Here is a 21,692-nt window from a genome sequence, read left to right as displayed (position 1 = left end):
CGCGGCCGACATTCTGCAGGAAGCGTGCCATTGAACGGCAGTTCGCCGGTCGTGCCGCTGGAACAAGGGTTTGCGCGATATGAACTCCTGCCTGGACGTCCATGGCACAATCGGTGGAACGTTTCATGAAACGTTTCGAGGAACGTTTCAATCAAGGAGAGCCGCGTGTCCACGTTCACCCCATTTGTCGCGAATCCTAGCCCTGCCGTCGATGCCGGGCGGCCCGGTGTCGCACTCGTCAGTATCAGCCGACTGCAGTCGCTTTGCGAGACGGTGGCGCCGCGCTACGCGGGCCGGGCGAAGTTCTTCACGGTGCGGGAGGGCTACGGCGCGGCCGTCGCGGCGTTGCAGGCTTACGTGGACGCAGGTTCGGTCGACGTCGTACTGTCCGCCGGCTCGAACGGCGCGTACCTGCGCGAGAACCTCAGCGTGCCGGTGGTAATGGTCAAGGTGAATGGTTTCGACGTGTTGAGCGCGATCACGCGCGCGACCGCCACATGGCCGCAGGCGCGCATCGGGCTCGCGCTGCACGAAGCAATCGCGCAGGAGTTGGCCGACCTGAGCCCGCTCTTGAACGTCGATCTGCGGCAGCGCGCGTATCGGTCGATCGACGAAGTGCGGCTCGCAGTCGATGAACTCGCCGCGCAGGGCTGCCACGTGGTGGTCGGCGCTGGCATGGCCTGCGATCTGGCGCAGCAGGCCGGCATGGAAAGCGTGTTCCTGTATTCGCTTGCCGCGGTCGAGGAAGCGTTCGAGCGCTCGGTCGAACTGGCGCGGGTGAGCCGCCAGAAGGAATCGAAGCGGGTGCGCCTGAACACGATCGTCGCGCATCTGCGCGACGGCGTCGCCGCGTTCGACGAAGCCGCCCAGCTCGAAGCCGTCAACCCGGCAATGCTCGAACTGCTCGGTCTAGGCGCCGCGCAGGCGGTCCCAAACGACGACGAGGACACCCCCGCACGAGTCGCGCGCGCGCTCGCGCCGCTGCTGCGCGAGACGCGCGCCGCCGACCAGCCGGTCGACGAGCGCATCGAACAGATTGGCGGCCGCGCACTGATCGTCGGCTGTGTACCGATCGTCGAGCAGGGCGCGCGCGCCGGTTTCGTCGTGACGGCGCAGGACGCGCTCGTTGCGCAGCGGATCGACCGTTCCCTGCGCACCAGCCTGCGGCCGAGGCATCTGGTCGCGCGGCACCGGCTCGACGATCTGATCGGCGCTTCGGCGGCGCTCGAGCGCGTGCGCCGGCTCGCGCGCGCCGGCGCCGCGCACGACGCGACCGTGCTCCTGAGCGGCGAAAGCGGTACCGGCAAGGAACTGGTCGCACAGGGCATCCACAACGCGAGCCGGCGGCGCGGCAATCCGTTCGTCGCGTTCAACTGCGCGGCGCTGCCCGAGGGGCTGATCGAAAGCGAACTGTTCGGGCACGAGGAAGGGGCGTTCACGGGCGCGCGGCGCGGCGGCAAGCCAGGGTTGTTTGAAATCGCGCACACCGGCACTATTTTTCTCGATGAGATCGGCGAAATGCCGGCCGCGCTGCAAAGCCGGCTATTGCGCGTGCTGCAGGAGCGCGAGGTGATGAAGCTCGGCGCGGGCCGCGCGACGCCGGTCGACGTGAGGGTGATCGCCGCGACCCACCGCGATCTGCACGCGCTCGTCGAGGAGGGCGCGTTTCGCGCGGACCTGTATTTCAGATTAAATCTGCTTCAGATAAAATTGCCGCCGCTGCGCGAACGCCGTGCCGATATCGCGCCGCTGGCGCGGCACCTGTTGGAGCGCAGCGCGCTGCAGTACGGCTTGTCGGCGGCGGGGCTCGAGCGGGTGCTCGTGTTTCTCGCCCCGCTTTTTGCGGATTACGCGTGGCCCGGTAACGTCCGTGAACTGGAAAATCTCCTGGCCCGCGCGGCGATTTATATCGGTGACCCGACCAACGTGATGTCCGGGAACCTGACTGCCGACGCATTGCCAGACTGGCAGGCCGTGTTTCCCGAGTTCTTCCGGATGAGGGCAGTTGAGGTCGAGCAGATCACACAGGCGCCTCCGGGCCCTGCGCCCGGCAGCACGGCGCCCCGCGCTACCCCCAGCCGTGAGGCCGCGCTGCGCGCCCTCGAACAATCGGGCGGCAATCGCGCCGCCGCGAGCCGCGCGCTCGGCATCGGCAGAACCACGCTGTGGCGGCTTCTGAAGGGCTGAAACGCCCGGCAAATCGTCCGATAGTCTCGGCAGACGAAATGAATAGGGCCAGACTATCGAACTCATTAACACAATCCACTTTACCTATTAAGCGCAGTCTGACATACTGACTCTACTTTCCAACCCCCTCAAAGAGAGGATTCAGCAAATGCCGATCATCAACAGTCAAGTCAAACCGTTCAAAGCACAGGCTTTTCACAACGGCGATTTCCAGACCATCACTGAAGAAAGCCTGAAGGGCAAGTGGTCGGTTTTCGTGTTCTACCCGGCCGACTTCACGTTCGTGTGCCCGACCGAACTCGGTGACCTGGCCGATCGTTATGAAGATTTCAAGAAGCTGGGCGTGGAAATCTACAGCGTGTCGACCGATACGCACTTCACGCACAAGGCCTGGCGCGACACGTCGGATACGATCCGCAAGATCAAGTACCCGATGCTGGCTGACCCGACGCTCGCTATCTCGCGCAACTTCGACGTGCTGATCGAAGAAGAAGGCCTCGCGCTGCGTGGCACGTTCGTGATCAACCCGGAAGGCGAGATCAAGCTGTGCGAAATCCACGACAACGGCATCGGCCGTGACGCTGGCGAACTGCTGCGCAAGGTTCAGGCTGCTCAGTACATCGCAAAGCACCCGGGCGAAGTGTGCCCCGCCAAGTGGACGCCGGGCGCGGAAACGCTGACCCCGTCGCTCGACCTGATCGGCAAGATCTAAGGTCCGCGCAGCTCACGCTGCACCCGCAGTCTGCATCTGCCGGGTTCTTTCCGGCGCTTCACCGCGCGAATCGCCTGATACGGCGCTTCGCGCGTCCCCGGGCCCAACACGTCCTATCCGGATGCGTGCGGCGCCGGGACACCCACACCCCTCGTCACGGAATCGCAACGCCATGCTCGACGTCAATCTCAAGACTCAACTGAAGTCGTACCTCGAAAAAGTTAGCAGGCCTATCGAGCTCGTCGCGTCGGTCGATGACAGCGCGAAGTCCCAGGAGCTGCTGGCCCTGCTGAACGACATCGCGACCTTGTCGGAGCGCGTCACGGTGATCGAGCGTCGCGGCGACGACGAACGCAAGCCGTCGTTCTCGATTGGCGAAGCGGGCAAGGAAACCGGCATCCGTTTCGCCGGCATTCCGATGGGGCATGAATTCACGTCGCTCGTCCTCGCACTGCTGCAGGTCGGCGGCCACCCGGTCAAACTCGACGACGCGGTGATCGAACAGATCCGCAGCCTCGACGGCGACTATCGATTCGAAACGTATTTCTCGCTGTCGTGCCAGAACTGCCCGGAAGTCGTGCAGGCGCTGAACGTGATGGCGTTGATCAATCCGCGCATCCGTCACGTCGCGATCGACGGCGCGCTGTTCCAGAACGAAGTCGACGCGCGCCAGATCATGGCGGTACCGACGATGTTCCTGAACGGCGAAACCTTCGGCCAGGGCCGCAGCGGCGTGAAGGAAATCCTCGCGAAGCTCGATACCAACGCCGGTGCGCGCGCCGCGAAGGAACTGGAGAACAAGCCGGTGTTCGACACGCTGATCGTCGGCGGCGGCCCGGCGGGCGCAGCGGCGGCGATCTACTCGGCGCGCAAGGGCATTGCGACCGGTGTCGTGGCCGAGCGTTTCGGTGGCCAGGTGCTCGACACGCTGGCGATCGAGAACTTCGTCTCCGTGACCGAAACCGAAGGACCGAAGTTCGCGACTGCGCTCGAACAGCACGTAAAGGCCTATGACGTCGACATCATGGACGTGCAGCGCGCCGAAGCGCTGATTCCGGGGCGCATCATCGAAGTACGTCTGGCCAACGGCGCGGTGCTGAAGGCGAAGACGATCATCCTCGCGACCGGTGCGCGCTGGCGCGAAATCAACGTGCCGGGCGAGCGCGAGTATCGCAATCATGGCGTCGCGTACTGCCCGCACTGCGATGGCCCCCTGTTCAAGGGCAAGCGCGTCGCGGTAATCGGCGGCGGCAACTCGGGCGTCGAGGCCGCGATCGACCTCGCGGGTCTCGTGCGCGAAGTGACGCTGCTCGAATTCGGTGCGACGCTGCGTGCCGACGAGGTGCTGCAACGCAAGCTGCGCAGCCTGCCGAACGTGACGGTCGTCACGCAGGCGCAGACCACGGAAATCACCGGCGACGGCAAGAAGGTCAACGGCCTGGTCTACAAGGACCTCGCTTCGGGCGAAGTGAAGACGGTCGAACTCGAAGGCGTGTTCGTGCAGATCGGTCTCGTGCCGAACACCGAATGGCTGAAGGGCACGGTCGAGCTGTCGAAGCATGGCGAGATCGTCGTCGATGCGCGCGGCGCGACGTCGGTGCCGGGCGTGTTCGCCGCCGGCGACGTGACCACGGTGCCGTTCAAGCAGATCGTGATCGCGGTGGGCGAGGGTGCGAAGGCATCGCTGTCCGCATTCGATCACCTGATCCGCAACAGCGAAGAAGTCGCGGCGGTCAGCGAAGCGGAAGCGGAAGCCGAAGCAGCGGTGTGATTCGGTAGCTCAGAGAGGCAAACCGCGACCCGCGGGCCGCCGTTTCAGTTTGCGCATGCAACAAGGCCCGCATTCGTGCGGGCCTTTTTCGTTAACGCACGGGAATCGGTATCACCGCCGGTCGAACGAATACTTGCCGGGGCCGGTCACGCACAACAGCAGCAACCCGCCGATGATGCCGATGTTCTTGTAGAAATGAATCATATTGTCGTACTGCATCGCGCCCGTCATATTCCAGTAGTGATGGCCGATGATCGCGGTGCCGAGCGTATACACCGCAAGCAGCAGCGCCAGCGGTCGCGTGAAAAATCCCACTAACAGCGCGACGCCCACCACAAGCTCCATCACCACCGCGATAACAGCCGACAACGCCGGCACGGGCGCGCCGGTCGACGTCATATAAGCGACGGTGCCGGCAAAGCCGGTCAGCTTCGACCAGCCGAACATCACGAACAGCACCATCAGCAGGATTCGAGCGACGAGAACGACGACGTCTTTCTGGTTTTCAAACAGTGTGTAGCGCATGATTTTTCCCGATAGGGTAGAGGGATGAAGCTCGCTGGAAATCGTCGTCCAGCGAGCCGCGTTCAGGTTTGAGTCAATAGCGGCGCAAGCGGAGCGCTTATGCCCACAACGCCGAGGTTTCGATATTACGCAGGTCGAACACGAGCACTTCCGCATCGCGGCCCTGCGTGAACGTCAGCGCTTCTTCACCCCGCACCCGCGCGCCGTCACCCTCGCCAAGCTCGACGCCATTCACCGTAACGCTGCCGCGCGCCACCTGAACATATGCATAGCGGTCCTTCGCGAGTTCGAGCCGCGCAGTTTCCTCGCCGTTGAACAGACCGGCATACACGCGCGCATCCTGTTGCAACTGCAGCGAACCGTTCGCACCGTCCGGCGACAGCACGAGCCGCAGTACACCGCGCTTGTCGGCCGCGCCGAAGTGCTGTTGCTGATAGCGCGGCTTCGTGCCTTGCTGGGCCGGCGCGATCCAGATCTGCAGGAAGTGCACCGGCTCGCTCTTCGAATGGTTGTATTCGCTGTGCGCCACACCGGTGCCCGCGCTCATCAACTGGATGTCGCCCGGCACGATCACCGAGCCCGTGCCCATCGTGTCCTTGTGTTCGAGCGCGCCTTCGAGCACGTACGAAAAGATCTCCATGTCGCGATGCGGATGCTTGCCGAAGCCCTGCGCCGGCGCCACACGGTCGTCGTTGATCACGAGCAGGTCGGAGAAGCCGTTCTGCTTCGGATCGTGATAGTTCGCGAACGAAAACGTATGACGCGAGCTGAGCCAGCCGTGTTCCGCGCGGCCACGTTGGTTGGCGTGTCTGATTTCGAGCATGCTCTTTCTCCTTGAGTTTTGTCGTGCGATCCGGGCCAGATGTTTGGCTGCGATCCATGAACGACAGTGTAGGTCAATCCGGATGACTATAATCATGATAAAACCGGAAACACTGTCGCATTGGAGTGGACAATACGATGCAACTCGATGACATGCGCATCTTCGTCGCGACCGTCGACGCCCACAATTTCACCGCCGCGGCGAACCGGCTGTCGCTGTCGAAACAGTTCGTGAGCCGCCGTGTGATGGCGCTCGAGGAAGCGCTCGGTGTGCAACTGCTGATCCGCAACACGCGCAAGCTGGCGGTGACCGATCTGGGTCAGGAGTTCTACGAGCGCGCGAAGCGCATCCTCGGCGAGGTCGAGGACGCCGAGCAGGCCATGTCGCTGCGCCGCGCCGGGCCGCGCGGGCTGCTACGCGTGAGCGCGCCGATGTCGTTCGGCATGATGCATCTGTCGCCGCTCGTCGCGGCGTTTCTGCGCGAGCATCGCGACGTGCGCTTCGACATGGAACTGAGCGACCGCGCCGTCGATGTGGTCGGCGAAGGCTTCGACATGGCGATCCGTATCGGCACGCTGGCGGATTCGTCGCTGATCGCGCAAAAGCTGATCGATGTGAAGATGGTCGCGTGCTGCAGCCCCGGTTATCTGCGCCGGCGTGGCAGCCCGGCCGTGCCTGGCGATCTTGCGAACCACGAATGTCTGCTGTACGGCCACGGCGGCGCGGTGAGCTGGGACTTCAGCGTCGAGGGCGTGGTGAAGAGCGTCGAGGTGCGCGGGCCGTTACGCGCCAATAACGGCGATCTGATTCGCGATGCGGCCGTCGCGGGACTTGGAATCGTTCGGCTGCCGGATTTCATCGTCGCCGATGCGCTCGCAAGCGGACAACTCGTGCCCGTGCTCGAAGCGTTCCTGCCGTCGGCGACGGGCGTCTATGCCGTCTATCCGCAGCATCGGCAAAGCTCGGTCACGATCCGGGCATTCGTCGAGTTTCTGCGCAGGCATCTGAGGAAGAAGCTCGCGACCGAACCGCGGACGCCCGTCGGCTAATCCCCTAAACCCTATCAACCGTTGCGGAAGATAAAGCTGTACGCGCTCAACGCCGGCACGCCGCCCAGGTGCGCATAAAGTACGCGCGAGCCGGCCGGAAATTCGCCGTTACGCACCTTGTCGATCATGCCGTGCATCGACTTTCCCTCGTACACCGGATCGGTCAGCATGCCTTCGAGCCGCGCGCACAGACGGATCGCCTCGAGCGTGCCGTCGTTCGGCAGACCGTATTCCGGGCCGCCGTAGCGCTCGTCGAGCACGATGTCCTTCGCGGTGATGTCGCGGCCCAGTTCGACGCTCTCGGCGGTCCGCTTCGCGATGCGCGTGATCTGCTCGCGTGTCTGCGCCGGTTTCGCCGATGCGTCGATGCCGATAACCCGATCGGCGCGGCCGTCGGCGGCGAAACCGACGACCATGCCAGCCTGCGTGCTGCCCGTCACCGAGCACACGACGACGTAGTCGAACTTGAAGCCCAGTTCGGCTTCCTGCTGACGCACCTCTTCGGCAAAGCCGACGAAGCCGAGGCCGCCGAGCGGATGGTCCGAGCAGCCGGCCGGAATCGCGTACGGCTTGCCGCCGGCCGCGCGCACGCTGTCGAGCGCGTCTTCCCAGCTCTTGCGAAAGCCAATGTCGAAGCCGTCCGGCACGAGCCGCACGTCGGCGCCCATCATGCGCGACATCTGGATGTTGCCGACGCGGTCGTACACCGCATCCGAGTAGTTGACCCAGTTCTCCTGCACGAGCACGCACTTCAGGCCCAGATGCGCGGCAACCGCCGCGACCTGGCGCGTCTGGTTCGACTGGATGCCGCCGATCGACACGAGCGTGTCGCAGCCCTGCGCGAGCGCGTCGGGGATCAGATACTCGAGCTTGCGGGTCTTGTTGCCGCCGAACGCGAGGCCGCTATTGCAGTCCTCGCGCTTGGCATACAGCTCGACCTTGCCGCCGAGATGCTCGCTCAGACGCTTGAGCGGTTGAATTGGCGTCGGTCCGAAGGTGAGCGGGTAGCGGGGGAATCGTTGCAGGTTCATCGCGGCTCCGTGGTGGGGTGATTTCCATGAGTTTATGTTAGGAAAAACCGCCAGAAATGAGCTTGCGAAAAAAATCGCGTAGACGTATTTTTCGAAATCAAAGAATGTCCGCTTCCTAACAAAACTTTCGTACACATGGTCATGAGCGCAACGAAAGTTCGTGCTGGAGCGCCACCTTCGGGCATCGGCGCGATTCACCACCCGCTCGATCGCATCGATCGCGCGATCCTGCGGCAGTTGCAAACCGACGCGTCGATTTCGAACGTGGCGCTCGCCGCGAAAGTGAAGCTGAGCGCGCCGGCGTGTTTGCGGCGCGTCGAACGCTTGAAGGAATCGGGGCTGATTCGCGGCGTGGTCGCGCTGCTCGATCCAAAGGCGGCCGGCGCGGGCATGCTCGTGATCATCGGCGTGGTACTGGATCGCTCGACGCCCGAGTCGTTCGCCGAGTTCGAGAAGGCCGCGCAGAAAGTGGCCGGCTGCATGGAGTGCCACGTGGTGACCGGCGAGTTCGACTATTTCATGGTGATCCGCACGCGCGACAGCGACAGCTTCAATCGACTCCACGCCGAGCAGTTGCTGTATCTGCCGGGCGTACGGCAGATCCGCTCATTCATGGTGCTGAAGGAAATCCTGTCGACCACGAAATTTCCGCTGTGAGCCGCGCGGCCGCGCCGCCGGCCGCGAAAGCGCGCATGCTGTCATAAACGCCGCGCCCGCGCGACCAAGCTTCGGCGCACCCGCATGCGGCCATGGCAGCACCGTGCCAACGCGGGCGGGCGCCGGCACTTTTCCGGAGCGACCATCATGACTCGCAACAGACCGCAATTCCTTACATCGTTCGGCGGCAGCTCGAAACGCACACGCGCGGCCGTGTTGTCGCTGCTGCTAGGCGCGGCCGCGCTCGCGTTGCCGCTCGCGCAGCGCGTCGTGTTCGCGGCGGAGAGCGCCGTCGTGATCGCGCCGCCCGCGCTCGACGAACCGATCCCGGCCAGCACCGCGCACGAGGAAACCGCGGTGTTCGCGGGTGGCTGCTTCTGGGGCGTCCAGGGGGTGTTCCAGCATGTGCGCGGCGTCACGCGGGCGGTGTCCGGCTACTCGGGCGGCTCACGCGACACCGCGCAGTACGAGACCGTCAGCGGCGGCGAGACGGGGCACGCCGAATCGGTGCAGGTCACGTTCGATCCTGGCAAGGTCACCTACGGCCAGTTGCTGCAGGTGTATTTCTCGGTGGTTCAGGACCCGACCGAGCTGAATCGTCAGGGGCCCGACAGCGGCACGCAATACCGCTCCGCGATCTTTCCGCTGAACGACGCGCAACGGCACGTCGCGCAAAGCTACATTGCGCAGCTCGACAAGTCGCACGTGTTCCCCGCGCCGATCGTCACGAAGACGGAGCCGTACAAGGGCTTCTATCCGGCCGAGTCGTATCACCAGAACTATCTGACCTTGCATCCCGATTCGGCCTACATCGTGTTCAATGACATGCCGAAAATCGCCAACCTGAAACGCCTGTTCCCCAACCTGTATCGCGACAAGCCGGTACTCGTCGAAGCAGGGCAATAACCCCTCTGAACGGCGGCGCCAGCGGCGCCGCCGCAGCGCCGGACCGTCTTCGGGTTACGCCTTGGGTCGCGCTCGTCATCAATCTTCCACAGAGTTGGCGCGTATCTTGCGCAGCAATGTTCCGTTGGCCATTGTCCGCGTCACCGCGGCGCGCAAGGACTATGCGCAGTGGCCATACTAGCGCGTGGGTCATGCGGGCTCGCCGCGCCTCGCGCGCCTCGCGCTGCCCGCTTCATCGATTGGAAAAATTACACGCCGTAAGTAACAGCGCGGCGGTCGTCCGCGTTGTTGGGCCCGCGCTGGACCCCGGGCGAAAACCTAACCTCATCGCGACGAGCGAAATTGGAGGCTTCCGGTGTTGAACAGCCGTAGAAAGAAGCGGGGCGCCATGCCTCGCCATAAACAAACCGGCATCGCGGCGAGCTCGCTCGTCGCCGCGACCTTGGGCGCGATGGCCTGCGTGCCGGGTGTGGTCTTCGCGCAGACGCCGTCGCCGCTCGGCGAATGGCAATATTCGGTGGGCATTCCGCTGCAGAAGATGTGGCAGCCGAACATTCCCGACTGGCAACTGCGCTTCGGCGTGGCCACATCGTTCCAGCCGCGCTTCGAAGGATCGGACCGCTATCACCTGGTGACCGGCCCGAGCATCGACGTGCGCTACAAGGATCTGTTCTTTCTGTCGAGCGGCGAAGGTTTCGGCGTGAATTTCGCGCAGGGCGAGAACTGGCGCATGAGTCTCGCCGCGGTCTACGACCTCGGGCGACGCGGCCAGGACGATCCGCAGGAACTCAACGGGCTCGGCAACATCAACCCGGCGCCCGGTCTGAAGCTTGCGGGCGAGTACGTCGTGTCGAAGGATTTTCCGCTCGTCCTGCGCGCCGATATCCGCCGCTATTTCGGCGGATCGAACGGCTGGATCGGCGATCTCGGCGCCTATATGCCGATGCCCGGCAGCACCAGGCAGTTCTTCTGGTTCGCCGGCCCGAACGTGGTGCTCGCGGACTCCAATTACATGAACAGCTGGTTCGGCGTCAATCAGGAGCAGGCCGCGCACTCGCAGTATCCGCAGTACCACGCGAGCGCGGGCTTCAAGTCGGTGGGTTTCGGCGTCAGCGCGATCTGGCTGTTCAGCAAGCACTGGTTCGCGACCGCCGACGGCGCGTTCGAGCAGCTCGTCGGCAGCGCCGGCAACAGTCCGATCACGCGCAGCCGCGCGACCGGCGTCGCCGACGTGTCGATCAACTACCGGTTCTGACGCACCGCCGCCGCGCAGCCACTGCGCCGTGACTTGGTGGGTATAGCCCTTGCTGACTCTGTGGTCGCGCGCCGCGACGCCTCCGTCGCCGCGCGCCCGAACACAAGGAGTCGATCCCCATGGCAGGTAGAGCGAATACCCAGAAGGCCGCGGCCCAGGCAAACGGGGCAGCGCAGTCGAACGACGCGAAATCGAACGATCTCGAACGCAATCGCGTGAAGCCGCGAGGCGAGGCCCTGAGGACCAATCAGGGCGTCAAGATCGCCGACAACCAGAACACGTTGCGTGCGGGACCGCGCGGTCCATCGCTGCTCGAAGATTTCATCATGCGTGAAAAGATCACGCACTTCGACCACGAGCGCATTCCCGAACGGATCGTGCATGCGCGTGGCTCGGCCGCGCATGGTGTCTTCAAGGTCTACGAATCGATGCGCGAGTACACCAAGGCCGCGTTTTTGCAGGACCCGGCCGCCGAAACGCCGGTCTATGTGCGTTTCTCGACCGTGCAAGGTCCGCGCGGCTCTGCCGACACCGTGCGCGACGTGCGCGGCTTCGCGACGAAGTTCTACACGCAGGAAGGCAATTTCGATCTGGTCGGCAACAACATGCCGGTGTTCTTCATCCAGGACGCGATCAAGTTTCCTGACTTCGTGCACGCGGTGAAACCGGAAGCACCGAACGAAATGCCGACCGGCGGGTCCGCGCACGACACGTTCTGGGACTTCGTCTCGCTCGTGCCCGAATCGGCGCACATGGTGCTGTGGACGATGTCGGACCGCGCGATTCCGCGCAGCTTACGGACGATGGAAGGCTTCGGCGTTCACACGTTCCGCTTCATCAATGCGCAGGGCAAAGCTCGTTTCGTCAAGTTCCACTGGCGTCCCGTGCTCGGCTCGTATTCGCTGCTGTGGGACGAAGCGCAGAAGCTCGCGGGCAAGGACCCGGACTTTCACCGCCGCGACCTATGGGAAGCGATCGAGCGCGGCGATTATCCGGAGTACGAACTGGGGGTGCAGATCGTCGAGGAAGCCGACGAGCACAAGTTCGATTTCGACCTGCTCGATCCGACCAAGCTGATTCCGGAAGAGCTGGTGCTGGTGAAAATCATCGGCAAGATGACGCTCAATCGCAATCCGGACAACTTCTTCGCCGAGACCGAACAGGCCGCGTTCCATCCGGGGCATATCGTGCCGGGCATCGATTTCACCAACGATCCGTTGCTGCAGGGGCGTTTGTTCTCGTACACGGACACTCAGATCAGCCGCCTCGGTGGCCCGAACTTTCACGAGATTCCGATCAACCGGCCGGTCTGTCCATCCGTCAACAATCAGCGCGATGCGATGCATCGGCAGGCGATCCATGTCGGCCAGGCGTCGTACGAGCCGAACTCGCTGAACGACAGCTGGCCGAAGGAAACCGATCCGGCCGCTGAAGATGGCGGCTTCGACAGCCATCAGGAACGCGTCGAGGGCACGAAGATTCGCGTGCGCAGCGACTCGTTCGCCGATCATTTCTCGCAGGCCGCGTTGTTCTACAACAGCATGTCGCAGCCGGAAAAGGACCATATCGCGGCGGCCTATCAGTTCGAGCTCGGCAAGGTGACGAAGCCCGAGATTCGCGCGCGTCAGGTCAACGAGATTCTCGCGAACTTCGACGCCGATCTCGCCGCGAAGGTCGCCGAAGGACTCGGCTTGCCGGCGCCGAAAAAGGGCACGGCGAAACTCGTCGGGCCGAAGACGTCGCCAGCGTTGAGTCTGCTCAATCGCGTGAAGCCCGGCATCAAGACCCGCAAGATCGCGCTGCTCGCCGCACCCGGCTCCGATGGCGCGGCGATCAAACAGTTGCAGCAGGCGCTCACGGGTGAAGGCGCAACGCCGATGCTGATCGCGCCGACGCTCGCCGGGATCGATGGCCTCACGCCCGACGCGACGATCGCCGGGCTGCCATCGGTGATGTTCGACGCGGTGATCGTCGTCGGCGGCGAGAAGGGGGCGAAGGCACTGTCGCAATCGGGCGATGCGCGGCACTTCGTGCTCGAAGCGTTCAAGCATCTGAAGGCAATCGCGGCGCTCGGCGCGGGGCGCGACCTGCTCGCGGCCGCGCAGTTGCCTGCGCAGTCGGACGGCGTCGCGACCGGCGAGGACTCGCAGTCCGCCGACGTGTTGAAGGCGTTCATCAAGGCCGCCGGACAGCATCGCGTGTGGTCGCGCGCGGCGCAGGCGGAATCGGTGCCGGCCTGAGCGGGCCGAGCCGGTTGCGCTGATGCGCTGCCGCGTGAGCCGCTGAACGGTGCTGAGCGTAGCTGAAACGCGGCGCGTCGATGCGCGTCGATGCAGGAATCTGGCCGGTGTTAGCCGGCCAGGTTGGTTTTGCATTCGGCGTCGCGCGCGTGCGGGTCGTCCTTGTATGATGACAGCGGTCGCATCGCGGCACTCAACACCGTGCGCAGACCCGAAAAATATTCTGCATCGACCCGATTCGCCATGCCACTTACAGAAAAAATGACCGCATCGCAGGCCGTCGATCAGCTCCGTTTCCGCCGCATCCTTCGCCGCAATATCGCGCTGCCTTTGGGCGTCGGCCTCGTCACGATGGCGCTGTTCGTCGGCTTGATCGCGTATCTCGTGTCGACGATGAACTGGGCCGAGCACTCCGAGCGCGTGATCGGCGACGCCAACGAAATGCTGCGGCTCGCGGTGGCTCGCGAATCGTCGATGCGCGGCTTTCTGATCACCGGTAACGAGAGTTTCCTCGCACCGTATGAAAACGGCGGCCCGAAATTCAAGGCACAGCTCGAAGCGTTGAAAAAGCAGGTCGCCGACAACCCACCGCAAATCGAGCGGCTCAAGCAGATCGAGGCCTTGCAGGAGCGTTGGAGCCGCTTCGCCGAACAGATCATCGACGCGCGCCGCCGCAACCAGGACTATGAGAGCGCGATCGCAGCGGGGCGCGGCAAGCTCGAATTCGACGAAACGCGCCGCGAATTCGGCGATTTTCTCGACGTCGAATTGCGCTTGCGCCAGCAGCGCGTCGAGGCGACGCGCAACGTGACGGCGACGCTGGTCGGCGTGTTTCTGCTGTTCAGCCTCGTCGTCAGCGGCCTGCTCGCGTGGCGAGGCCGTCGCGAACTGCTGGACCTGTCCGAGATCTATGACGACGTGCTGCGCCGTCAGGCCGAACAGACCGCGCTGCTCGAGCAGCAGGTCTGGTTGCGCTCGGGCCAGCGCCTGCTCGCGGACAAGGTCGTCGGCCAGACGAGCGCGCCGCTAGTCGGCCGCGCGATGCTCGAGTTTCTCGCTCAATATCTCGATGCGGTCGTCGCCGCGCTGTACGTGCGCGACAGGCAGAGCGGCACGCTGCGCCGCATCGCGGCGTACGGCTATAGCCGTGACAGCGAGCAGACGGCCGCTCTGAGTTTCGAGGAGGGTGAAACGCTGGTCGGCCAGGCCGCGCGCTCGCGCCGCACGCTGGTGCTGCGCGACGTGCCGGCCGATTACGTGCGGGTCGTGTCGGCGACGGGCAGCGGTGCGCCGCGCAATCTGCTGATCCTGCCGATCGACAACGACGGCCAGGTCAACGGCGTCGTCGAAATGGGCTTCCTGCGCGAGGTGACGCCGCGCGACGAAGAGTTCATGGAGCTGATCCGCCACAGCATGGGCAATTTTCTCGAGGCGGCGCTGTATCGCGAACGCCTGCAGGATGCGCTCGCCGAGACGCAGCAGCTGAACGAGGAGTTGCAGGTCCAGCAGGAGGAGTTGCGGGTCTCCAACGAAGGGCTCGAGGAACGCGGCCGCGCGCTGCTGGAATCGCAACGGCGCCTCGAAGCGCAGCAGGCCGAGCTCGAACAGACCAACGTGCGGCTCGAGGAATACGCGCTGCGGCTGGAGCGGCAAAAATCGGATCTGCTGCGCGTGCAGAACGATCTGGCGGCCAATGCGGAGCGCCTCGAACAGTCGAGCCGCTACAAGTCCGAGTTCCTCGCGAACATGTCGCACGAATTGCGCACGCCGCTGAACAGCTCGCTGATTCTCGCGAAGCTGCTGCAGCAGAATCGCAGCGGCAATCTGACCGACGAGCAGGTGCGCTACGCGGAGACGATCCACGCGTCGAACAGCGATCTGCTCGTGCTGATCAACGACATTCTCGACCTGTCGAAGGTCGAGGCGGGTCAATTGACGGTCGAGCACGAAACGGTGTCGATCGAGGCGACGCTGCAATCGCTTGAAGAAATGGTTCGTCCGATCGCGGCGACCAAGCACTTGCGTCTCGCCTTCGACACGTTGCCGGGCACGCCCGATACGTTCGTCACCGATGGCCAGCGGCTCACGCAGATCCTGCGCAACCTGCTGTCGAACGCGGTGAAGTTCACCGAGCGCGGCGAGGTCACGCTCGAGGTCGCCAGGGTCGAGGACAACGTGCTGCGCTTCGACGTGCGCGATTCGGGCATCGGTATTCCGGCCGACAAGCTCGACATGATCTTCGAGGCGTTCCAGCAGGCCGATGGCTCGACGAGCCGTCAATATGGGGGCAGCGGCCTCGGGCTGTCGATTTCGCGCGAGTTCTCGCGGCTGCTGGGCGGGCGCATCACGGTGGCGAGCGAAGTCGGCAAGGGCAGCGTGTTTTCGCTGTGGCTGCCGCTCGATGCGCGCGTGAGCGCGGACAGCGCGATGACGAGCGTCGCCACGCTGAACGCGCTGAACGCGCTGAACGAGGGCATGGGCGCGCAGGCGACGGCGCAAGCGCCGTTGCTGCGCACGCCGCTCGACACCGCACCCGCCGCGGTGATCCCGCCAGCGAATCGTCTGGCAAGCCGGGCGCCGCCCACCGCGTCGCGCGAAGCCTCGCTGTCCGGTGCCGCCGAGCCCGCCGCCGCGTCGATAGCCGACGATCGCGACCATCGCACCCGCGCGGGCCGTCTGATCGTCGCGGTCGAAGACGATCCGCCGTTCGCCGCGATTCTGCGCGATCTCGTGCACGAACTCGACTTCGACTTCGTGCACGCGAGCGATGCCGCGAGCGGCCTCGCGCTGGTGCGCGACATGCGGCCGGCCGCGGTGCTGCTCGACGTCGGTCTGCCGGACCGCTCGGGCCTCACGGTGCTCGAATGGCTGAAGAACGATCCGCTGACTCGCCACATTCCGATCCATATCGTGTCGGCCACCGATCACGCCGACAAGGCCCTGCACCTCGGCGCGATCGGCTACACGCTGAAGCCGACCGCGCGCTCGACGATGGAGGCCGCGATCCGCCGCCTCGAAGCGCGGCTGCAACAGCGCCTGAAGCGCGTGCTGGTGATCGAGGACGACGCGCCGATGCGCGAAAGCATCCGCGCGCTGCTGCAAAGCGAGAACACCGAGATCGTCGCGGTCGCGACGCTCGCCGAGGCGTTCGAGCAACTGTCGGCGCCGACGTTCGACTGCGTCGTCACCGATCTCGCGCTGCCGGACGGCACCGGCTACGATCTGCTCGAACGCCTCGCCGCGAACAGCGCGCATGCATCGCTGCCGGTGATCGTCTACACGGGCCGCATGCTGTCCGACGAAGAGGAGCACCGGCTGCGCCGCTACTCGAAGTCGATCATCATCAAGGGCGCGAAATCGCCGGAGCGTCTGCTCGATGAAGTCACGCTGTTTCTGCATAGCGTCGAGTCGTCGCTCGCGCCGGAGCAGCAGCGCATGCTGCGCACAGTGCGGCAACGCGACAATGCGTTCGAGGGCCGCACGATCCTGCTCGCCGAAGACGACGTGCGCAACATCTTCGCGCTGTCGCACGTGCTGGAGCCGCTCGGCGCGAAACTGCTGATCGCGCGCAACGGCCGCGAGGCGCTAGACGAACTGGAGAACGGGCCGGAAGTGCATCTGGTGCTGATGGATATCATGATGCCCGAGATGGACGGCCTGACCGCGATGGGCGAGGTTCGCCGCAATCCGCGCTTCGCGCATCTGCCGATCATCGCGCTGACCGCGAAGGCGATGGCGAACGATCGCACGCGCTGCCTCGAAGCGGGCGCCGACGACTACGTGTCGAAACCGATCGACGTCGACAAGCTCGTCGCGCTGTGCCGCGTGTGGCTGCGGCAGCGCTGACGGCGCGAGCGTAAGCACGGAAGCGAGCAACGCGATGAAACCGTCCGCATCTGAGGCACCGCACCGCATCAGCGATTTCGACATCGAGCTGCGGCTGCTGCTCGAGGCGATCTATCTGAAGTATCAGCACGACTTTCGCCACTACGCGATGTCGTCGCTGCGCCGCCGCCTCACGCAGGCGCTCGATGAATTCAACGTGGAGACGCTGTCGCAATTGCAGGACCGCATCATGCGCGACGGCTACGAGTTTTCGCGGCTGTTCCGCTACCTGACCGTGCAGGTCAGCGACATGTTTCGCGATCCGTCGTATTTCCTCGCGCTGCGCGAGCACGTGCTGCCGCGTTTGCGCACCTACCCGTCGATCAAGGTGTGGGTCGCCGGATGCAGCACCGGCGAGGAGCTGTGGTCGCTGAAGATCCTGTTCGACGAGGAGGGTCTCACCGAGCGCACGCTGTTCTACGCGACCGACATCAACCCCGACGCGCTCGCGCGCGCGGAGGCGGGCATCTACGCGCTCGAACGCATCCAGGGCTTCACGCAGAACTATCTGGCGGCGGGCGGCACGCGTTCGCTGTCGGACTACTATCATGCAGCGTATGGCGGCGCGCGCTTTGCCGGCTCGCTCAAAGAGCGCGTGGTGTTCGCCGATCACAGCCTGTCCACAGACGAAGTGTTCCTCGAAGCGCATCTGGTGTCGTGCCGCAACGTGCTGATCTATTTCGATCGCGGCTTGCAGGATCGCGCGTTGGGGCTGTTCGAGAACGCACTGGTGCGGCGCGGCTTTCTCGGCCTGGGCAGCAAGGAAACCCTGCGGTTTTCACATCACTACCCGGCGTTCGACGAGTTTCGCGCGGCCGAACGCATTTATCAGAAGCGTTAGCGAGGTCGCGATGCCACGCTCGACCAGTGAACCCCCGCCCACCCAGGCCGCCGACGCCGGCACCGCCGCGCGGACACACGCGCGGCGCGGCTATCAACTGGTCGTGATTGGCGGGTCGGCGGGCGGCATCGAGGTGCTCAAGGTGCTGCTCGCCGCGCTGCCCGCACGCTTCGCGGCAGCCGTGATGATCGTCGCGCATCTGCCGCCCGATTCGCCGAGCTATCTGGTGCCGGCGATCGCGCATCGCTGCGCGCTGCCGGTGCTCGAACCCGATGCGGGGGAGCTGATCCTGCCGGGCCGCGTGTACGTCGCGCCGCCCGGTTATCACATGCTCGTCGAAGCGGACCGCACGGTCGCGCTGTCGACCGCTGCGGCGGTGCGCTTCTCGCGGCCGTCGATCGACGTGCTGTTCGAATCGGCCGCCGCGGTGTACGGCGAGCGGCTGCTCGCGATCCTGCTGTCCGGCGCCAACGACGACGGCGCGCAGGGGCTCGAATGCGTGCGCGCGCTCGGCGGCGCCGCGTGGGTGCAGGACCCCGGCAGCGCCGGTGCACCGGAGATGCCGCGCGCGGCGATCGAGCGCGGCGCGGCCGACGCGATCTACAATCCCGAAACCCTGGCGAAGCGCCTTGCCGCGCTGCCGACTTCCCTCTGAACCGGTGCCATGACGAACTCACCTGTGAACATCCTGATCGTCGACGACATCGTCCACAACATCACTGCGCTGGAAGCCTTGCTCGCGCGGCCCGACGTCGCGGTGCTGGTCGCCGACTGCGGCACCGCCGCGCTCGATCTGCTGCTCAAGCACGAAGTCGCGCTGGCGATTCTCGACGTCAATATGCCCGGCATGAACGGCTTCGAGCTGGCCGCGCTGATGCGCGGCAGCCCGCGCACGTCGCACGTGCCGATCATCTTCCTGAGCGCGACCGCGCAGGACGCGTCGCGCACGTTCCGTGGCTATGAGGCGGGCGCGGTCGACTTCCTGTACAAGCCGTTCGATCCGCGCATCCTGCAGTCGAAGGTCGACGTGTTCGTGCAGCTGGAGCAGCAGAAGCGCGAGCTCGCCGCGCAACTGGTGACGACGCGCCAGATGCTCGAAGCGAACGAGATGCTGATGGCGGTGCTCAGCCACGATCTGCGCACGCCGCTCGGCGCGGTGCTGGCGTCGGCGGAATACCTGATGCGCACGGCCGCCGACGAGCAGGCCGCAACCGTGGCCGCGCGCGTGAAGAACAGCTCCCTGCGCATGGCGCGGATGGTCGATCAGCTGCTGAACCTCGCGCGCCTGCAAGGCGGACGCCTGCCGTTGCAGCCGCGCTCGATCGAGCTCGCGACGCTGTGCCGCTCGGTCATCGACGAATTCGCATCGCAGAAGAGCGGCAAGCAGATCGTGTTCACCTGCACCGGCAATACGGCCGGCGCGTGGGATACCGATCTCGTGTGGCAGGCGGTGTCGAATCTCGTCAGCAACGCGCTCCATCATGGCGCGCCGGAGGGCGATATCGGCGTGGAGGTCGATGGCGACGCCGAGGATTGCGTGCGCCTGATGGTGTCCAATCGCGGCACGATTCCGGCGGAGGTGTTTCCGCATCTGTTCAAGGCGTTCGTGTCGAACGGCAACGGCGCGCGCTCGCGCGAAGGGCTCGGGCTCGGTCTGCATATCGTGCAGGAGATCGCGCGCATGCATGGCGGCGGCGTCAGCGTCGTATCCACGGACGAGTCCCGCACGACCTTTACGATCGAATTGCCGAGGACGGTGGCGTTGCAGCGGGGGTCGTTTACCCGGCGATAAAGCATCGCCAGGCCGGCGATCACGCCGCTAGGCCAGCGCCGCGTGCCCGCTGTGCTACGCTTGCCGCAACCCAATTCACGCAGCGCAAGCACGAATCCCCATCATGCGTTCCTGGCGCCTCGCATCACCGCAGCGCAGCGGTCAGATCAGCACCGCGCGCGCCACCGACCTCGTCATGGCGATCTCCCACCCGGATGCCGACGCGCTCGCCGCGAGCATTCTGCTGACGGTTGGCGAATCGTTGTCGCTGCCCGTCTCGCAGTGCTCGATCTTCGCGTATGAGTTCGACTCGCGGCCCCGTACGGTGTCGGCGGCCGACCATCGCGGCGGGCATTTTCTGCGCGACGTCGCCGAACGCTACGCCGCGCATTTCTATGCGCTCGACGGCAATCGCGCGATCATCGGTCAATCGAACCACAGCCGGCGCACCGCTTTGCGCGATGCGCTGGTGCTGCATCAGCAGCGCGGCGACGAAATCGAAAACGAAGCGTACCGCGCGGCCTGCTACGCGCAGCCGAACGTATCGGACCGGCTGTCGTTGCTCGTGCAGCCGGCGGATAGCGTGTGGCTGTCGATCAACCTGTATCGCGACCGCGCGTACGGCGTGTTCGCGCCGGGCGAACTGGAGCGGATCGAAAGCGTCGCGCCGCTGTTCGCGCATGCGGCGAAGGGCCAATACGCGCTGAACGGGCAACATCAGCAGGGCACCGGTGCGGCGATGCTCGCGCGTGTGCGGCGCGCATGTCCGACGCTGACGCCGCGCGAGCTCGACGTGTTGCGTGGCACGCTCGATGGCGCGAGCGCGGCCGAGATCGCCGGGCAGATGGGCGTGAAGCCGGCGAGCGTCGTCACGTACCAGAAGCGCGCGTACGCGCGGCTCGGGATTTCAAATCAGCGACAACTGTTCGCGCTGTGTATGCAGCCCTAGCTGCACATCTGCCGAAACTCGCGCCGAAGCGCGCATCGGATCGCGCTTCGAGTCCGCTTCAACTCCGCTTACCCCGCGCCTCGGCCTGCGTCTCCCGATCCCAACGCTTCAACCACGGCATCACGAATTCCGCGAAGCCGTCGGCCGATGGCGACAGCGCACGCTCGGTCGACCGATACACGCACACCTCGCGAATCGTTTCAGGATCGACGATGCGCTTCATCATGAGCCCGAAGGTCCGCGCGAGCGGTGCGACATAGGCTGGCGCGAGCGTGACCGCCAGCCCTCGCGCGGCGAGGCCGAACGCGGTGGTCACGTTGTCGACGACATCGACGGGAATGATGCGCGCCTCGACCGGCAGATTGGCGAGCATCTGGTCGACCGCGCGCTCGTGGTCGCGGCCGGTCGCGACGATCGGCACCTCGCGCAGATGCTGCCACTGCACGCGGCGGCGCGCGGCGAGCGGATGCGCGGCCGAGCACCACATGACCCACGGACTCGCGAACGCGGGCTCGGAGCGCACGCGCGGCCCGCTTTGCCGATCCGGGCCGATCGCGAGATCGATGTCGCCGCTCTCGACGCGCTCCACCAGTTGCTCGACCACGGTATCGCAGACGCGCACGACCACCTTCGGTTTGTCGCGCGCGTATTCGGCGATCGCCGCGGGCAGCGCCGTCGACGCGATGACGAGCGGCGCGCCGACCCGCACGATGCCGGCCGCGCGGTTGCGGATATCGTCGGCGGATTGGGCGGCTGCGCGCACGTGGCGCAGCACCGATTCGGCCGACGCCAGAAAGTCCTGCCCCGCGCTGGACAGCGCGACGCGCCGCGTGGTGCGATCGAACAGCCGGAAGCCGAGCTCCGTTTCGAGTTCGGCAAGCAACTGGCTGACCGCCGACGAGGTCAGCCCGAGCCGCTGCGCCGCCGCGCCGATGCTGTGCAGATCGACGATGGCGAGAAACGCTTCGAATTGACGGATCGTGACGCGGGTAAGAGGCATACGATCGATTCTAAAGAAAAACTTACGAATCGTGAAAAATCGATTGATTGTGCGCGGCGCGTCGACGACCGACACTCGTGCGGGTCGACT

At 65.1% G+C, this 21,692-nt stretch carries 17 protein-coding genes; 13 read left to right on the top strand and 4 right to left on the bottom strand.

Annotation, left to right across the window (positions count from 1 at the left end; translation table 11 throughout):
- The first annotated feature begins 165 nt into the window (after positions 1–165).
- The 3 genes from prpR to ahpF all read left to right on the top strand — a co-directional run bounded on the left by prpR (position 166) and on the right by ahpF (position 4,670).
- Complete coding sequence (prpR, locus tag OKW29_RS07010) at positions 166–2,187, top strand: propionate catabolism operon regulatory protein PrpR (protein WP_429290472.1); 2,022 nt, start codon at positions 166–168, stop codon at positions 2,185–2,187.
- Between the two features lie 148 nt (positions 2,188–2,335).
- Positions 2,336–2,899 (top strand): alkyl hydroperoxide reductase subunit C, encoded by a 564-nt coding sequence (gene ahpC / locus OKW29_RS07005; protein WP_429290471.1) that lies wholly within the window; start codon positions 2,336–2,338, stop codon positions 2,897–2,899.
- Positions 2,900–3,071: 172 nt separating this feature from the next.
- Positions 3,072–4,670: an alkyl hydroperoxide reductase subunit F gene (gene ahpF / locus OKW29_RS07000; protein WP_429290470.1), complete on the top strand. Its 1,599-nt coding sequence runs from the start codon at positions 3,072–3,074 to the stop codon at positions 4,668–4,670.
- A gap of 111 nt (positions 4,671–4,781) precedes the next feature.
- On the opposite strand, the gene OKW29_RS06995 is transcribed toward ahpF, so the two are convergent.
- Entirely contained in the window at positions 4,782–5,195 is a 414-nt protein-coding gene (locus tag OKW29_RS06995) for a DoxX family protein (RefSeq protein ID WP_184035498.1), read from the bottom strand.
- Between the two features lie 97 nt (positions 5,196–5,292).
- The gene (locus OKW29_RS06990; RefSeq protein WP_429290469.1) at positions 5,293–6,018 is read right to left on the bottom strand and encodes a pirin family protein; all 726 of its coding nucleotides are present in this window, start codon (positions 6,016–6,018) and stop codon (positions 5,293–5,295) included.
- Positions 6,019–6,155: 137 nt separating this feature from the next.
- Here OKW29_RS06990 and OKW29_RS06985 point away from each other — a divergent pair, with 137 nt between their 5' ends.
- Positions 6,156–7,067 carry a LysR family transcriptional regulator gene (locus OKW29_RS06985; RefSeq protein ID WP_184060001.1) on the top strand — a complete coding sequence of 304 codons (912 nt, stop codon included), beginning with the start codon at positions 6,156–6,158 and terminating at the stop codon, positions 7,065–7,067.
- Positions 7,068–7,081: 14 nt separating this feature from the next.
- On the opposite strand, the gene OKW29_RS06980 is transcribed toward OKW29_RS06985, so the two are convergent.
- The gene (locus OKW29_RS06980; RefSeq protein WP_184062409.1) at positions 7,082–8,098 is read right to left on the bottom strand and encodes a 1-aminocyclopropane-1-carboxylate deaminase; all 1,017 of its coding nucleotides are present in this window, start codon (positions 8,096–8,098) and stop codon (positions 7,082–7,084) included.
- Between the two features lie 141 nt (positions 8,099–8,239).
- Between OKW29_RS06980 and OKW29_RS06975 the strand changes: the two genes are divergently transcribed.
- The 9 genes from OKW29_RS06975 (at position 8,240) to OKW29_RS06935 (ending at position 20,602) form a co-directional block, all read left to right on the top strand.
- On the top strand, positions 8,240–8,755 hold the full coding sequence (locus OKW29_RS06975) for an Lrp/AsnC family transcriptional regulator (RefSeq protein ID WP_026226668.1): 516 nt from the start codon (positions 8,240–8,242) through the stop codon (positions 8,753–8,755).
- Positions 8,756–8,902: 147 nt separating this feature from the next.
- Complete coding sequence (gene msrA / locus OKW29_RS06970) at positions 8,903–9,661, top strand: peptide-methionine (S)-S-oxide reductase MsrA (protein ID WP_429290468.1); 759 nt, start codon at positions 8,903–8,905, stop codon at positions 9,659–9,661.
- Between the two features lie 355 nt (positions 9,662–10,016).
- Positions 10,017–10,916 (top strand): MipA/OmpV family protein, encoded by a 900-nt coding sequence (locus OKW29_RS06965; RefSeq protein ID WP_429290467.1) that lies wholly within the window; start codon positions 10,017–10,019, stop codon positions 10,914–10,916.
- A gap of 119 nt (positions 10,917–11,035) precedes the next feature.
- The gene (gene katE, locus OKW29_RS06960; RefSeq protein ID WP_429290466.1) at positions 11,036–13,156 is read left to right on the top strand and encodes a catalase HPII; all 2,121 of its coding nucleotides are present in this window, start codon (positions 11,036–11,038) and stop codon (positions 13,154–13,156) included.
- Between the two features lie 261 nt (positions 13,157–13,417).
- Complete coding sequence (locus OKW29_RS06955) at positions 13,418–17,002, top strand: response regulator (protein WP_429290751.1); 3,585 nt, start codon at positions 13,418–13,420, stop codon at positions 17,000–17,002.
- Positions 17,003–17,036: 34 nt separating this feature from the next.
- Positions 17,037–17,882 (top strand): CheR family methyltransferase, encoded by an 846-nt coding sequence (locus OKW29_RS06950; protein WP_429290465.1) that lies wholly within the window; start codon positions 17,037–17,039, stop codon positions 17,880–17,882.
- A gap of 10 nt (positions 17,883–17,892) precedes the next feature.
- Positions 17,893–18,537 carry a chemotaxis protein CheB gene (locus tag OKW29_RS06945; RefSeq protein ID WP_429290464.1) on the top strand — a complete coding sequence of 215 codons (645 nt, stop codon included), beginning with the start codon at positions 17,893–17,895 and terminating at the stop codon, positions 18,535–18,537.
- A 9-nt stretch (positions 18,538–18,546) separates the two neighbouring features.
- Positions 18,547–19,674: a hybrid sensor histidine kinase/response regulator gene (locus OKW29_RS06940; RefSeq protein WP_429290463.1), complete on the top strand. Its 1,128-nt coding sequence runs from the start codon at positions 18,547–18,549 to the stop codon at positions 19,672–19,674.
- Positions 19,675–19,777: 103 nt separating this feature from the next.
- On the top strand, positions 19,778–20,602 hold the full coding sequence (locus OKW29_RS06935) for a helix-turn-helix transcriptional regulator (protein ID WP_429290462.1): 825 nt from the start codon (positions 19,778–19,780) through the stop codon (positions 20,600–20,602).
- A gap of 58 nt (positions 20,603–20,660) precedes the next feature.
- On the opposite strand, the gene OKW29_RS06930 is transcribed toward OKW29_RS06935, so the two are convergent.
- Complete coding sequence (locus tag OKW29_RS06930; protein WP_429290461.1) at positions 20,661–21,602, bottom strand: LysR family transcriptional regulator; 942 nt, start codon at positions 21,600–21,602, stop codon at positions 20,661–20,663.
- Positions 21,603–21,692: the final 90 nt, after the last annotated feature.

The organism is Paraburkholderia sp. CI3 (genome assembly GCF_050436505.1).
Classification (GTDB): domain Bacteria; phylum Pseudomonadota; class Gammaproteobacteria; order Burkholderiales; family Burkholderiaceae; genus Paraburkholderia; species Paraburkholderia tuberum.
The sequence above is the reverse complement of the archived record's forward strand: the minus strand, read 5'-3'. Positions and strand labels throughout refer to the sequence as shown.